This window comes from Mycolicibacterium setense, from assembly GCF_000805385.1.
Taxonomy (GTDB): Bacteria; Actinomycetota; Actinomycetes; order Mycobacteriales; family Mycobacteriaceae; genus Mycobacterium; species Mycobacterium setense.
Window position 1 is genome coordinate 81,498 of sequence record NZ_JTJW01000008.1, and the last position, 14,459, is coordinate 95,956.

A 14,459-nucleotide genomic window follows, 5' to 3' on the forward strand; every position below is an offset into this window, starting at 1 on the left:
ACAGGCAACCTAGCAGTGTTCCGCATCACACATGACAGGTGTCAACTAATGATGCGCCGCCCTGGCATGACCGTGTGCGCAGGAGTCCGGCGGAGTGGCCGCCACGTCCAGCGCCGGGTTGCGGTCGAAGAAACCGAAAGGCTTGAGCCAGAACGACACCACATCCACGGGCATCACCGGCCAGTCCTCCGGGCGGGTGATGTGATGGATGCCGAACACGTACCACAGCACCACATCGGTGTTGTCGATCGACCGATCGGCCTTGGTCCACTCACCCAACCCGGTGTCGGCCTCCGACTGGTTGACGAACTCCCCCGCCGGCCAGCGTTCGTCGGGCCGGTTCGGGGTGACCCACAACGTGTGCCCGATGACATTGGCGCGTTGCAGCACCGGGGACGACGGGTCGAACATCGCCGGGATGGCCCCGGTGGGCACCAGCTTGTACGACGGGTGCGTGCCCAGGCCGTTGACGACGTTGGGGTTGACCACCTTCCAGGCCCGCTGGGTGGCGAAGCTGACGTCCTGCTTGGCCTCCAGCTCAGTGCGCAGCGCCTGATTGCGCACCACGAGCGACAGACCGTAGGGGTTGTCCGGACTGATCGGTTCGGCGTAGGACTCGGTCATGTAGACGGTGTTGTCGGTTCCGTCGATGTCCAGGTCCAACCGGGCGATCAGGAAGTGCTGATGGAACGGCGCATACGTGCGCTCGTCGACCAGTGTGCCGTTGGGGTGCGGCTGTCCCGTCGGAACCGGTGTGGTGACCATGATCCCGGTGGCGCGGACTTCGCATTCGATGTTGCCGTCCTGGTACAGCCGCCAGTACACGAGGTATTCGTAGTTCGCGACCGTGACATGGAATGACAGGGTGAGCCTGCGCATCCGGCGTACCTCGGCACCGGCGTCGTGGTCGACGTGCTTCCACAGCACGGCGTTGTCTTCCTCATGGATGCAGATCGCATTCGCGATCGTGTACGGCTCGCCCATGCTGTTGTGCAGAACCGCGTCCAGATAACGGATCTCACCGAGGCAGTCGCACCCGAGCTCGAGTGAGGTGGTCATGAACCCCAGACCCCACTCCCCGATGTCGAAGGCGGTGCGCCGATAGTGATCGACCGACGAGTCCCGGTACGGAACCACCATCTCGGCGAACGACATCCGGTGTGCCACCGAACGGTTCACCTCGCCGTCGCGGTAGCGCACCGTGTGCAGGGTCATGCCCTCGCGGTGGTTGAAGCCGATCCGCAAGGACCAGTTCTGCCACTGCAGCAGGTTGCCGTCCAAGGTGAACGACGGGCCTTCGGGCTGGGTGATGTTCAGCGGCTTGAGCGGCTCGCGGTGCGACGCGGCCCGGATGCGCTCTGGGATGTGGCGCGGTACGTATTCACCCATGACACTTGGCATCTCGGAGCTGCCGTCATCTTCGACCCGCAGCACCTCCATCGTGTTGATGTCGATGACGCAGTGCAGACCGCTGACCGGGTGGGCGTAGGGGTTGGCGCCGGGGGCCTGCTTGTACCAGGTGTCGGACCAGCCGATCCGGCGGTCGCGGTATTCCGGTGGCGCGACCGCGTCACCATAGGTCCAGGTGTCCATGAACACGTTGTCCAGGTCGGTGATGCCGCGTTTGGCGAGCGCGGCGATCACGTCGGGATTCCGGCGCAACACCTGGTCGCATTCGACGAACTCGTCGACGGTGAAGTTGGCCTGCACACCCGGGATGTGGTCGAAAGACTCGACCCGGTCGTCGGTCAGCGACACCACACCCTTGTAGGTGGCATTCGCAGACCGATCCAGACAGATGACGGCGGCCCGGCGAACGGGCGTCGCGCCGCCGCCGTCGAAGGCGGCCAGCTCGGCCTTGGTCGGTTCGACGAGTTCGACCGAGGCAACGCGCCAGCCCTCCCCGACCCCATGCTCACGCCGCAATATCGCTGCCACCGCGCGAAACTCGTCGGCGGACAGCGGATCCAGGGGATAGTCCACGTCAAATACGCAACCACATCTGGTCGATTCCCTGCAGCGAATCGACCAGAGTGCCGGCGGTGAACTCAGCGCTCGGCGAGGGTGAACCCTTCCCATGCCTTGCGCCGGACCGCCCGCGGGTCGTACTCGACGCGTGGACGGCGATCGAACACGAACACCGCCCGGTCGTGGCTGTCGTAGGCCGGCCAGCCGGGCCCCGGCTCTCCGGTCCGGGTGAACTCACGCCAGCGTCTCTGGACGTCACGGCTGACCCGCCGGGCCGAACCGCGGTCACCGACCGCGGTCAGCAGTGCGCCGTATGTCGTGTGGTACGTGTCGAACACCGCCAGCAGTTCCATCGCGTGTGTCGCGCCGAGACCCGCCCAGTGCAGGGTCCGCGGCGCATAGTCGTAGCGGTACACATAGGTCGGTGCGTGCCGGCTGTGCGCCTCGGCGATCTGCCAGGTGGCCGACGCGAAGGCGAAGTCCCCACCGAGCCGCACGCAGGCCGCACTGCTCGGATAGTCGGGATAGGCCGCCACGATCCGGCGGCGCTCCTCGGGATCGGTGCGGGCGAACAACTTTTCGATCATCGGCTCGTTGGTCGGCAGCAGCTGCAGGAACCGGGTGAACAGCCGCCCCTCGTCGGCGTTGTTGCCGACGATCAGCGGGACCCGATGCGCGGTGCCTTCGGACATCGCCGTGACCGGATCGACCGGCAGGTAGTCGGTACCGAAGGTCGGCCCGACCGGAAACGCGCCCGGCATGTCCGTCTGGCCGCGCATGATCTGCTTTTCCAAGGCCCGGCCCAGCTCCGCGGGACGCGCGGACATCAGCGCGGCGGCCGCCGATCCCCCACCGGGACTGACTAATTCGGCGAGCTGACCTGCGATGGTGGCGGCGGCATCCGCAGAGCTGACCATCCCGCTGGCCGGGCTCTCGGAGATCACCCGGGCGAACAGCCCTTCGGCATCGGGCACCGCGAGCAGGGTCGCGACCGCGTGCGCACCGGCACTCTCACCGAAGATCGTCACGTTGTCGGGATCCCCGCCGAACACGGCGATGTTGTCGCGGACCCAGCGCAGCGCCAACACCAGATCGCGCAGGAACAGGTTGTCGTCGATCGGATGCTCCGGCGTCGCCAGCGACGAGAGCTCGACGCACCCCAGCATCCCGAGCCGGTAGTTGACCGAGACGAACACACAGCCGCGACGGGCCAGCGCGGCCCCGTCATAGATGGGCGTGGCCGAGCTGCCGAGGATGTAGCCGCCGCCGTGCACGAAAAACATCACCGGCAGCGGACCGGCATCGTCTTTCTTTGCTCCTTGGGCCCGCGGCTCAGGCTTTTCCGGCGCCACCACGTTGAGCGTCAGGCAGTCTTCGCTCGTCGGCTGGTGCTTACCGAGGCCGACGAGCGTGTAGCGATTCTGCTGGGGCGCGCAGTAACCGAACCCGTGGCAGTAGCGCACGCCGGGCCACGGCTCGGCCGACTCGGGCGCCCGCAAGCGCAGTTTTCCCACCGGCGGCTTGGCGTAAGGGATGGAGCGCCAACGATGTACGCCGTCGCGGGTGAATCCCTCGACGATGCCGGTGCTGATCTTTGCCCGGACTGTCCGCTCGTGCATGAACCGACCGTATCGAATTACCGCGGTGAGGGCGGAGAGGCGGTGGGCGTGGCACGCGACCGCTAGCCTTGCGGGTATGCGCACCGTTGTGACTGTTGGGGCTGCTGTGCTTTTGGCGGCGCTCGTGTCGTCCTGTTCGTCGGGAGGGGGGCACGAGTCGCAGCCGAGCTCACAGCCCCGGATGTCGATGCCCGCCGGCGCTCCGCACACCAAGGCCACCACACCCACCACGACAACGACCTCGCCGCTGCCCACCACGGCTCCGGCACCCGGCACTCCCATGAACCGGGTGATCAAGTGGGTCGAGGCGGGCACCCCGGCAGATCCGTCCGGATTCCACACCGCCACGCGCGAAGGGCAATCCACCAATCTCGGCGAGGACGTCGCATTCGTCGCACCGTCGGGCACCGCCCGCTGCGCCACCGACAAGATCCTCGAAGGCCAATTGGCGTGCCTGATCAAGGCCGAGGGTCTGCCCTCGAAGCCGGCCGATGTCGAGGGCCAGTGGATTCCGGGCTGGGTGGATTTCGCCGGCGAAACCGTGGATATCGGCTCGCTGCATGGAGATCCGGGCCGGTTCGGCTACGGTGACGGCGCCGAGCTGAGCGAGGGCAAGTCACTGGCGTTCGGCGATTACCGGTGCCGCGCCGATGCCACCTCTCTGGTGTGCGTCAACTACGCACACCAGTCCGCTGTGCTGCTGAACTCCTCGGGCGTCGAACCGCTGGGGTGTCTCAAACCGGTCCCGCCGCCGGTGGGCGTCGGGCGCCAGCTCAGCTGCCCGCCCGACTAGCGCCAGCCGTCGGCCGCCTTCGCGGCTTCCATCAGCGCCGCGCACAACTGCCGCAGCTCGTCCACGCCCGCACCCTCGTCCACCGCGATCGCGACGTCCTCGGCGGCACACCTGACCTGATACACCCGGTCGGACAGCTGGGCCGCCTCTTCGGCGCTGAGCACCACCGAATCCGGGGCGAGCGAGGTGCCCTTCACCATGGCGCGTTGCTCGTAGGCGCGCTGCCGGCACGATTGCCTGCAATACTGTCGCCGCCGGCCCATCTGCGCATCGGCGACCTCTCGTCCGCACCACCGACACGGCTGGGGGCGGTCGCGTCTGCGGTTCCCGATCGCCATGGCTCACGACTGTAGACTGCCGGTCGCCTCGGCCCGCGTATCATCAATGGTCGAGTCGGGAACTTGGCAACGCCGTGCAGCGTTGATACATCCGGACCAAAACGCCAAATAAGGAGTGTTGACGATGGCTGATCGCGTCCTGAGAGGCAGTCGCCTCGGAGCCGTGAGCTACGAGACGGACCGCAACCATGACCTCGCGCCGCGTCAAGTGGCGCGTTACCGTACCGAGAACGGCGAAGAGTTCGACGTCCCGTTCGCCGACGACGCCGAGATCCCCGGCACCTGGCTGTGCCGTAACGGGCTTGAGGGCACCCTGATCGAGGGTGACGTGCCCGAGCCCAAGAAGGTGAAGCCCCCGCGTACCCACTGGGACATGCTGCTCGAGCGTCGTTCCGTCGAGGAACTCGAGGAGCTGCTCAAGGAGCGCCTCGATCTCATCAAGACCAAGCGTCGCGGCAGCTGAGCCGCACAAAAAACCGCGATATGCCCTTGGTGGGCATATCGCGGTTTTTTGTTTCCGGTTAGCGCACCACGCCCCGGGCACGGTCCAAGCGCCCACGGACACCCCACTCCGCGACCTTGAACATCGCCTCGCGGATGTTGGAGCCACTCATCTTGGAGACCCCGAGTTCACGTTCGGTGAACGTGATGGGCACCTCGACGACCTTGAACCCATTGTTGATCGCACGCCAGGTCAGGTCGATCTGGAAGCAGTAGCCCTTGGAATCGACCGCGGACAGGTCGATCTTCTCCAGCACCTCACGCCGGTAGGCCCGGTACCCGGCGGTGATGTCGTGGATACCGACACCCAGAAGAAGCCGAGAGTAGGTGTTGGCGGTTTTGGACAGCACGAGCCGGCGCACCGGCCAGTTGCGCACCGTGCCGCCGGAGACGTACCGCGAACCGATGGCCAGATCCGCCCCGGCGTCGACCGCATCGAGCAGGCGGTTCAGTTCCTCTGGTGCGTGGCTGCCGTCCGCGTCCATCTCGACCAGAACCGAGTACCCGCGGCCCAGCCCCCAGGCGAAACCTGCCAGGTAGGCCGCTCCCAGCCCGGCTTTGCTGGTGCGGTGCATCACGTGCACGCGATCCGGGTCGGCCAAGGCCAGCTCGTCGGCCAACTGGCCGGTGCCGTCGGGGCTGCCGTCGTCGACGACGAGGATGTGCACCTCGGGGCGGGCGCGATGGACACGCCCGACGATCAGCGGCAGGTTCTCCCGCTCGTTGTAGGTGGGAATGATCACCAGGGTGCGCTGACTCGGGCGTTCACCGTCCTGGGGGCGCGCTCCGTCACCAGGGACTGTCATGTGGCTCCTTCATCGTCGCGGGCCTTCGCCGGTGCGACGCCTCAACATTCTTTGCACGAACCCTCCATTGTGCAGTATGGAAACGACCACTGCCGCACCAACTGCTCCCAGACCGACCGTGACCATCACCACTTGCAAGGTCGGCGCCCACTCGGTGGCCGGCGTCAGATCCGTCTTCAACCTGACCTGGCTGTCCAGATACGCGGGCTGAAACCACTCGGTGCGGGCCAGCTCACGCCCGTCCGGGGCGATCACCGCACTGATGCCGGTAGTCCCGGCGACCACCAGATACCGGTCGTGCTCGACGGCCCGGAGTTTGCCGAATGCCAACTGCTGGGCACTCATGTTCTCGTCGAACGTCGCGTTGTTGGTCGGCACCGTCAGCACCTGGGCACCGCTGAGCACCGATTCACGCGAGGCCCGGTCGAAGATCACCTCCCAGCAGGTGGTGACCCCGATCGGCACTCCGGCCGCGTGCACCACACCGTTGCCCTCCCCCGGCACGAAGTAACCCGCCCGGTCCGCGTACGACGACAAATGCTTGAAGAAGCTGCGCCACGGCAGGTACTCGCCGAACGGCTGCACGATCTTCTTGTCGTGCCGCTCGCCGGGCCCGTGTTCGGGATCCCAGACGATCACGGTGTTGGTGGCCACCGGATTGTCCGCGGTATATCCGTCGGCCTTGGTGACGGCGCCCACCAGGATCGGTGCACCGACCGCGTCGGCGGCCGCGGTGATCTGTGCCGCGGCGTCGGCATTGGCCAACGGATCGATGTCAGAGGCGTTCTCGGGCCAGACCACGAACATGGGCTGGGGCGCCCGGCCGGCCCGGACATCGCCGGCGAGCACCTGCGTCTGCCTCACGTGGTTGTCGAGCACCGCACGGCGCTGCGCATTGAATTCCAGACCCAGCCTCGGCACATTGCCCTGCACGGCGGCCACGGTGACCGTCTGCTCGTCACCCGCGCCGGTAGCGGAATGCCGGACCTGAGGCCACAGCAGTGCGGTGGCCAGCAGCACCACCGTGATGCACAACCCCGGCAGCATGACCGCGGGCGCCGGGAAACCCGGCTTGTGTCCGTGGTGCCACCACTGCACGATCTCGAGGGCCAGCAGCGTCAGACTGAAGCCGACGAGTACCACCGCGAACGACAGCAGCGGCGCGCCTCCCCAGCGCGCGATCGCCAGCAGCGGCCCATTGGTCTGACCGAATCCGAGTACTCCCCAAGGGAATCCGCCGAACGGCACAGTGGATTTCAGCCATTCCTGGGTGACCCACAGCGCGGCGAACCACAACGGCCAGCCCGGCAATCGTCTGACCACGACCGCCGCCAGGCCGAAGAGCCCGCAGAACAGCGCCTCCATTGCCGACAGCGCCAGCCATGGCACGGGGCCGACCAGACCGCTGATCCACGGCAGCAGGGGAATGTAGAACGCGAGGCCGAAGAGGAATCCGTAACCGAAGCCACCGGCGCGGGTGGTGGATTCGAGGGTGAGCACCCACCCGATCAGCGCGACCCCGACGAAGGCTGCCCACCACCATCCGGTCGGCGGATAGCTCAGGCACAACGCGAGTCCGCCGCCGACCGCGGCGCTCAACTGTGCCCAACGCCGCGCCGCAGCCCGCCCGAATCGCGACGCCCGGACGGTTACCACGGACCAACGATCCGGCGTCCCCGCAGCGGTGAGTCGGTACTCGAGCTCCTCGGGCTCCTCGTCGGGATCGATGTCGGCCACGGGATCTCCGGTGGCGCCCTCGTCCAGTTCGCCGAAGGCCTCGTCGTCGAGCTCGTCCAGTTCGGCGAGCTCGTCTTCCTCGATGGCGGGTATCACTTCGGTGGACTCGTTGGGACCCGGCCGGAGCGGCCGTCGCCGGCCCGATCGGTCTTTGGGACGGTCACTGTCCATGGATGACGACACCCCGGTGAACGGTCTGACGGCAACGCGGCAGCTCCGCATCAACGGTCAGTCGCGGCAGCGCGGGCACCCGTGATCGAGGATCGGTCGACCAACGCTGGACGGCGTTCGCCGGCGCGCTGACCTCCAGGTCATCGGCCTCCCACACCGCGTAACTGGCCGGCGCCCCAGGCGCGAGCGTGCCGGTGACTCCGTCGCGTACCCCACCGGCCCGCCAGCCGCCGCGGGTCGTCGCAGCGAACGCGGCACGTGGCGAGATGGCGCTGCCCGCGCTGCGGTGCGAGACCGCCGCCCGCACAGTCTGCCAGGGATTCATGCTGGTGACCGGAGTGTCGGAGCCGAAGGCGAGGGGCACGCCTTCGGATGCTAACAGCGCGAACGGGTTGAGCCGGGCAACTCGATCAAGCCCGAGACGTTGGGCGTACATGCCTTGCGTACCGCCCCACAGCGCGTCGAAGTTGGGCTGCATGCTGGCCATCACGCCCCATGCGCCCAACTGGGCGGCTTGCTCGGGGCTGACCATTTCCAGATGTTCCAGACGATGGCCGCAGCGGGCCAGCGCCGGGCCGCCCAGCCGCTGTGCGACGGAGGCGAATCCGTCGACCACGGCGTGCACCGCGGCATCGCCGATCACGTGGAACCCCGCCGGGATGCCTGCCTCGGTACAGGCCTGCACATGCCGGGTGATGACCTCGACGTCCAGGTAGCAATTGCCACAGGTGTCCGGCGCGTCGTGATACGGCTGGTGCAGCCACGCGGTGCGCGAGCCGAGGGCGCCGTCGACGAACAGGTCTCCGGCCAGGCCGCGGGCGCCGGTCTCGGCGATCAGTTGACGGGCATGCTCGGCGTCACGGGCCGGCTCACCCCAGTAGCCGATCACCTCGACGCCGTGCTCCAGCGCACGCAACTCCTGCCAGTCGAGCAGGCCGCCGATCTGTGGGCCCGCGCATTCGTGGACCGCGACGATGCCCATCCCGGCGGCATGGTCGAGTGCCGCGACGCGGGCGTCGTGCCGTTGCTGCGGGGTCAGCTGCTCACGCGCGGCCGCGCGCACCAGGTGATGCGCATCGGCCGTCAACGGACGCTGCGGGTCGAAGCCCGCGGCCTCGGCCAGGCCCGGAGCCAGCCGGCGCAGTGCTGTGGTGGTGACGGCGGAATGCACGTCCACCCGGGCCAGGTACGCGGGCCGATCCCCCAGCACGGCATCGAGATCCGCGGTGCTCGGAGCCGTCCGCTCCGGCCAGCCCGACTCGTCCCAACCGTGTCCCCACACCGGCCCGTCCGGATGCCGACCCGCATATTCGCCGACCAACCGCAGGCAGTGTTGCAGCGAGGTGGCCCCGCGGAGATCCAGGCCGTCCAGATTCAGACCGGTGGCCGTCAGGTGGACGTGACTGTCGACGAACGCCGGAGCGACGAAGCCGCCGTCGAGATCGACGATGTCGGCATCGGGGAACTGCGACCGGCCGATCTCGTCGGTACCCAGCCACGCCACAACGCCGCCGCGCACTGCGAAAGCGGTCGCGTCGGGATGGCTGGGGCTGTGGATGCGCCCGTTGATCAGGAGTGTGGTCAAGCTGTTTCGGCTGGCTGCTAGGCCTTCGGAGGCAGGCGGTACGGGTCGACTTCGGTTACGTCGATGAACTCGTCGACGTCGATTACTTCGCCGTCAATGTAGTCGCCGGTCCCGTGTCGATAACCGGCGGTCCCGGTGGGCGCACCGAAACCGGGGGGCGCCGCGGCGATAAGGGGCATCCGCCGGGTGATCAGTCCGGTGAGCACCGGGCGCGCAGCGGCCCGGGTGGGCGGCAGCAGTAACAATGCGCCGACGACCGAGCTGGCCAGACCGGGAATCACCACCAACACGGTGCCCAACGCCACCAGCAGACTGTCGGACACCGCACCCCGGGTATCGGACACACCGCCCGACAGGCCCGTGCGCAGACGACGGATCTGCCGATTGAGCTGTGAACCCGCCAACACCAGCCCGACCACGAACGATGCCAGCAGCAACAGCACGGTGTAGCCGAATCCGATGGTCGCCACCAAGGCGACCGTCACCCCCACCTCTACGAGGAGGTAGATCAGAAACAGCCGCTTTGCCATGCCTGTACAACGTGCCCGACGCCCCGCAGGTTCCGGGGCGGCTGTTTCCGCCGGCTGTCAGCCCGCGGCCCGCAGTTCCAGCCCGACGTTCTTCTCCATTCCGCCGCGCAGCTTGGAGAAGAAGTTGAAGGTCTTGCCGATCAGGCCGTAGCGCTTGCCGATGCCGTCATAGATGGCGCCGTTGTGCGAAGGGTCGAGGACGGCGGCGGTTGCCTCGACCGCCTCACTCTTGGGATTGCCCCGCATATCGCATTTCGCCACCGTCACCCGCGGGGTGTTGCGAATCCGCTTGACCTTCCACGAATCGGCCTCGGTGATCACCAGCATCCGATCACCGTCGGGCACCGCCCAGATCGCGGTCGGCTTGGGGCGGCCGTCCTTGGTGAACGTGGTCAGCAGAACGTAGTTGGCCTTGGCGACATCGGCGAAGGTGAGAGGCATGGATTAAATCTACTGCCCCGGCTAACCTTCCAGCTCCCCCTCGGTCTCCAGCAGCACCTGGCGCAACCCGTCGAGGGTCGCCTGCTCGGGTGCGGCCCACATACCGCGGCCCGCGGCTTCCAGAAGCCGTTCGGCCATGCCGTGCAGTGCCCACGGATTCGATTCGGACATGAACTTGCGGTTCTCGTCGTCGAGCACGTATTCGGCCGAGAGCCGCTCGTACATCCAGTCGGCCATCACATGCGCGGTGGCGTCGTAGCCGAACAGGTAGTCCACGGTGGCCGCCATCTCGAAGGCGCCCTTGTAGCCGTGCCTGCGCATCGCGGTGATCCAGCGCGGGTTCACCACGCGGGCGCGGAAGACCCGATTGGTCTCCTCCGACAGCGTGCGGGTGCGAACGGCGTCGGGCCGCGTGTTGTCGCCGATGTAGGCCGCAGGAGCCTGCCCGGTGAGTGCCCGCACGGTGGCCACCATGCCGCCGTGGTACTGGAAATAGTCGTCGGAATCGGCGATGTCGTGTTCGCGGGTGTCGGTGTTCTTGGCGGCCACCGCGATTCGCCGGTATGCCCGGTTCATGTCGTCGGAGGCCGGCGCGCCGTCGAGTCCGCGGCCGTAGGCAAATCCGCCCCATGCGGTGTACACCTCGGCCAGGTCTGCGTCGTCGCGCCAGTTGCGGCTGTCGATCAGCTGCAGCAGGCCCGCGCCGTAGGTTCCCGGCTTGGACCCGAAAATCCTTGTGGTGGCGCGCCTTTGGTCACCATGGTCGGCCAGGTCGGCCTGCGAGTGGGCACGCACGTAGTTGTCCTCGGCCGGCTCGTCGAGGCCGGCCACCAACGCCACCGCGTCGTCGAGCATGGTGACCACGTGTGGGAAGGCGTCGCGGAAGAACCCGGAGATGCGCACCGTGACATCGATCCGGGGCCGGCCGAGTTCGGCCAGGTCGATCGACTCAAGGCTCACCACGCGGCGGGAGGCGTCATCCCAGACCGGGCGCACACCCAGCAGGGCGAGCACCTCGGCGATGTCGTCGCCTGCGGTGCGCATGGCTGATGTGCCCCACACGGACAGGCCCACCGACTGGGGCCAGCGGCCGTAATCGGCGCGATAGCGCTCCAACAGTGAATCCGCCATCGCCACACCGGTTTCCCAGGCCAACCGCGACGGCACCGCCTTGGGGTCCACCGAGTAGAAGTTGCGGCCGGTGGGCAGCACGTTGACCAGGCCACGCAACGGCGATCCCGACGGGCCGGATTCGATGAAGCCGCCGTCCAGCGCGCGCAGCACCTGGTCGATCTCACACTCGGTGCCGGCCAGCCTCGGCACCACCTCGGTGGCGGCGAACCGCAGGATGCGGGCCACCTCCGGATTGTCGGTGATCCGGTCGACAGTGGCTGGGTCCCAGCCGCTGTCCTGCAGGGCAGCGATCAGCGCCCGGGCCCCGGCCTCGGCCGCATCGACGGCGGCACGCTCGTCACTGCCGTCCTCGATCAGACCGAGCGCCTGTCGCAGGCCCGGCACTGTCTGCTTGCCCCCGAACAGCTGGCGGGCGCGAAGAATGGCGAGCACCAGGTCGAGTTCGCCTGCGCCGGTGGGCTTCTGGCCCAAAACGTGCAAGCCGTCACGGATCTGAACATCCTTGATCTCGCACAGCCAGCCGTCGACGTGCAGCAGCATGTCGTCGAACGAGTCCTCGTCCGGACGGTCCTCCAGCCCCAGGTCGTGGTCCATCTTCGCGGCCCGCATCAACGTCCAGATCTGCTGGCGGATCGCCGGCAGCTTGCCCGGATCCAGGGCCGAGACGTTGGCGTGCTCATCGAGAAGCTGCTCGAGTTTGGCGATGTCGCCGTAGGTTTCGGCACGCGCCATCGGCGGGATGAGGTGATCGATGAGCGTGGCATGCGCACGGCGTTTGGCCTGGGTGCCCTCCCCTGGGTCATTGACCAGGAACGGATAGATCAGCGGCAGATCGCCGAGGGCGGCGTCGGTGCCGCACCCCGCGCTCATGCCCAGGGTCTTGCCGGGTAGCCATTCCAGGTTGCCGTGCTTACCTAGGTGCACGACGGCATCGGCCCGGAAGGATTCCGGGAACGACGCATCCAGCCACCGGTAGGCGGCCAGGTAGTGATGGCTCGGCGGCAGGTCGGGGTCGTGATAGATGGCCACCGGGTTCTCGCCGAAACCGCGGGGCGGCTGCACCATCAGCACCACGTTGCCGGCCTGGATGGCCGCAATGACGATCTCGCCGTCCGGATCGCGGCTGCGGTCGACGAAGAGCTCGCCCGGCGGCGGTCCCCAGTGCTCGACGACGGCGTCGGCGAGTTCAGCGGGCAGCGTGGCGAACCATTGCCGGTAGTCCTTGGCCGGCACTCGAATCGGATTGGCCGCCAGCGCCTCGTCGGTCAGCCAGTCCGGGTCCTGCCCGCCATGCTCGATCATGGCGTGGATCAGGGCGTCCCCGTCGCCGGCATCCAGGCCGGGAATCTCCCCGACGCCGTACCCGGCGTCGCGCATCGCCTGCAGCAGCGCAACCGCGCTGGCCGGGGTGTCCAAGCCGACCGCATTACCGATCCGGGCATGCTTGGTGGGATAGGCCGAAAACACCAGGGCCACACGCTTTTCAGCGGGCGGAATGGCACGCAACCGGGCATGGCGCACCGCCAGACCTGCCACCCGCGCACAGCGCTCCGGGTCGGCGATGTAGGAGATCAGGCCCTCCGAGTCGATCTCCTTGAAGGAGAACGGCACCGTGATGATGCGCCCGTCGAATTCGGGGACGGCAACCTGGGTGGCGACGTCCAGCGGCGACATCCCGTCGTCACCGGCAGCCCAGTCGGACCTCGAGCTGGTCAGGCACAGCCCTTGCAGGATCGGAATGTCAAGTGCGGCAAGGTGAGCGACGTTCCATGAATCATCGTTGCCGCCAGCCCCGACCGCGGCCGGCGTGGCGCCACCGGCGGCGAGCACGGTGGTGACCAGCGCGTCGGCGCCGCCGAGCAGCTCGAGGAGTTCGGGTTCGGCGGTACGCAGAGAGGCGCAGAAGACCGGTAGCGCCCGCCCGCCGGCGTCCTCGATGGCCGAACACAACGACTCGACGTAGCCGGTGTTCCCGGCGAGTTGCTGGGCGCGGTAGTAGAGCACCGCGACGGTCGGCCCGTCGGTGACGGCGGCGGGCCGCTCCAGGATTCCCCACGTCGGGGTGTTCACCGGGGCGGCGAAGCCGAAGCCGGTCATCAGCAGCGTGTCGGACAGGAAGGAATGCAGATTCCTCAGGTTCTCCAGACCGCCCTGCGCCAGGTAGATGTGCGTTTGCAGGGCGGCTCCCTGCGGAGCGGTCGAGCATCGCATCAATTCGGCGTCGGGTGACTGCTCGCCGCTGACCACAACCGTCGGTAGGCCGCTGGCCACCACGGTGTCGATGCCGTCCTGCCAGGCCCGGTAGCCGCCGAGGATCCGGATCACCGCGATGTCGGCGCCGTCGAGAAGCTCTTCAAGTTCACCGGTGACCAGCCGTGACGGGTTGGCCCAGCGGTACCGTGCTCCACTGGCGCGGGCAGCGATGAGATCGGTGTCCGAGGTCGACAGCAGCAGGACGATGGGCGCAACGGCGTCGCCGGCGACGGCCGGATCGGTCACGGTCGACACTTCGGGCACTTCAGGGGGGTGGGACACCCCCCATTCGTACCGCACCGGCTACTCGATCGGGGTAGCCGGTGCGGCAGAGGTGGTCAGGGTCAGGGCTGGGTCTCACCGAAGCGGTCGTGCCACGACTGCCGGTACGGCGAGCCCGCCGTCGCGACGAGCACCAGTACGAATGCGGCGAATGCGCCAAAGGCAAGCATGGGTCGCTCCTTTCGTCAGAGCTTTGGTCGAGCTGTTCAGCTTCCCGGTACCGGCGGTCCCGGGAACCCTCGTAAACGGTACGTCCGGACGCGGCGAAAATCGCCGATCTGTAAGCGACCGAACAGGTTTC

The 14,459-nt window shown here is 67.6% G+C and carries 11 protein-coding genes; 2 read left to right on the forward strand and 9 right to left on the reverse strand.

Annotation, left to right across the window (positions count from 1 at the left end; translation table 11 throughout):
- Positions 1-45: 45 nt before the first annotated feature.
- Together QQ25_RS18745 and QQ25_RS18750 are read right to left on the reverse strand one after the other, a co-directional pair.
- The gene (locus QQ25_RS18745) at positions 46-1,983 is read right to left on the reverse strand and encodes a primary-amine oxidase (protein ID WP_039380394.1); all 1,938 of its coding nucleotides are present in this window, start codon (positions 1,981-1,983) and stop codon (positions 46-48) included.
- A gap of 65 nt (positions 1,984-2,048) precedes the next feature.
- On the reverse strand, positions 2,049-3,587 hold the full coding sequence (locus QQ25_RS18750) for a carboxylesterase/lipase family protein (protein ID WP_039380395.1): 1,539 nt from the start codon (positions 3,585-3,587) through the stop codon (positions 2,049-2,051).
- A gap of 76 nt (positions 3,588-3,663) precedes the next feature.
- Here QQ25_RS18750 and QQ25_RS18755 point away from each other — a divergent pair, with 76 nt between their 5' ends.
- Positions 3,664-4,380, forward strand: coding sequence for a hypothetical protein (locus QQ25_RS18755; protein WP_039380397.1), 717 nt, complete (start codon positions 3,664-3,666; stop codon positions 4,378-4,380).
- Here QQ25_RS18755 and QQ25_RS18760 read toward each other — a convergent pair.
- Positions 4,377-4,718 (reverse strand): hypothetical protein, encoded by a 342-nt coding sequence (locus QQ25_RS18760; protein ID WP_039321368.1) that lies wholly within the window; start codon positions 4,716-4,718, stop codon positions 4,377-4,379. The two genes, QQ25_RS18755 and QQ25_RS18760, sit on opposite strands and share 4 nt — an antisense overlap.
- Before the next feature lie 124 nt (positions 4,719-4,842).
- Here QQ25_RS18760 and rbpA point away from each other — a divergent pair, with 124 nt between their 5' ends.
- Positions 4,843-5,181, forward strand: a complete 339-nt coding sequence (gene rbpA, locus QQ25_RS18765; RefSeq protein WP_003880369.1) for an RNA polymerase-binding protein RbpA — start codon at positions 4,843-4,845, stop codon at positions 5,179-5,181.
- Between the two features lie 58 nt (positions 5,182-5,239).
- Here rbpA and QQ25_RS18770 read toward each other — a convergent pair whose 3' ends face one another.
- The 6 genes from QQ25_RS18770 to cobN are packed head-to-tail and all read right to left on the reverse strand — an operon-like array spanning position 5,240 to position 14,122.
- On the reverse strand, positions 5,240-6,025 hold the full coding sequence (locus QQ25_RS18770; RefSeq protein ID WP_039321370.1) for a polyprenol monophosphomannose synthase: 786 nt from the start codon (positions 6,023-6,025) through the stop codon (positions 5,240-5,242).
- A 9-nt stretch (positions 6,026-6,034) separates the two neighbouring features.
- Positions 6,035-7,933 carry an apolipoprotein N-acyltransferase gene (lnt, locus tag QQ25_RS18775; protein ID WP_101906051.1) on the reverse strand — a complete coding sequence of 633 codons (1,899 nt, stop codon included), beginning with the start codon at positions 7,931-7,933 and terminating at the stop codon, positions 6,035-6,037.
- Positions 7,923-9,518: an amidohydrolase gene (locus QQ25_RS18780; RefSeq protein ID WP_039380398.1), complete on the reverse strand. Its 1,596-nt coding sequence runs from the start codon at positions 9,516-9,518 to the stop codon at positions 7,923-7,925. Before QQ25_RS18780 ends, lnt begins: the two co-directional genes overlap by 11 nt.
- Before the next feature lie 17 nt (positions 9,519-9,535).
- On the reverse strand, positions 9,536-10,048 hold the full coding sequence (locus QQ25_RS18785; protein WP_039380400.1) for an FxsA family protein: 513 nt from the start codon (positions 10,046-10,048) through the stop codon (positions 9,536-9,538).
- 57 nt (positions 10,049-10,105) lie between these two features.
- Positions 10,106-10,489, reverse strand: a complete 384-nt coding sequence (locus QQ25_RS18790) for a PPOX class F420-dependent oxidoreductase (RefSeq protein ID WP_039380403.1) — start codon at positions 10,487-10,489, stop codon at positions 10,106-10,108.
- Positions 10,490-10,510: 21 nt separating this feature from the next.
- Positions 10,511-14,122, reverse strand: coding sequence for a cobaltochelatase subunit CobN (gene cobN / locus QQ25_RS18795; RefSeq protein WP_039381069.1), 3,612 nt, complete (start codon positions 14,120-14,122; stop codon positions 10,511-10,513).
- Between the last annotated feature and the right edge of the window lie 337 nt (positions 14,123-14,459).

Excerpts from the sequence above, each read along its gene's own strand:
- QQ25_RS18770 (WP_039321370.1), bottom strand. The coding sequence starts at position 6,025 with ATGACAGTCCCTGGTGACGGAGCGCGCCCCCAGGACGGTGAACGCCCG.
- QQ25_RS18785 (WP_039380400.1), bottom strand. The coding sequence starts at position 10,048 with ATGGCAAAGCGGCTGTTTCTGATCTACCTCCTCGTAGAGGTGGGGGTG.
- QQ25_RS18790 (WP_039380403.1), bottom strand. The coding sequence starts at position 10,489 with ATGCCTCTCACCTTCGCCGATGTCGCCAAGGCCAACTACGTTCTGCTG.
- QQ25_RS18750 (WP_039380395.1), bottom strand. The coding sequence starts at position 3,587 with ATGCACGAGCGGACAGTCCGGGCAAAGATCAGCACCGGCATCGTCGAG.
- rbpA (WP_003880369.1), top strand. The coding sequence starts at position 4,843 with ATGGCTGATCGCGTCCTGAGAGGCAGTCGCCTCGGAGCCGTGAGCTAC.
- lnt (WP_101906051.1), bottom strand. The coding sequence starts at position 7,933 with ATGGACAGTGACCGTCCCAAAGACCGATCGGGCCGGCGACGGCCGCTC.
- QQ25_RS18760 (WP_039321368.1), bottom strand. The coding sequence starts at position 4,718 with ATGGCGATCGGGAACCGCAGACGCGACCGCCCCCAGCCGTGTCGGTGG.
- QQ25_RS18755 (WP_039380397.1), top strand. The coding sequence starts at position 3,664 with ATGCGCACCGTTGTGACTGTTGGGGCTGCTGTGCTTTTGGCGGCGCTC.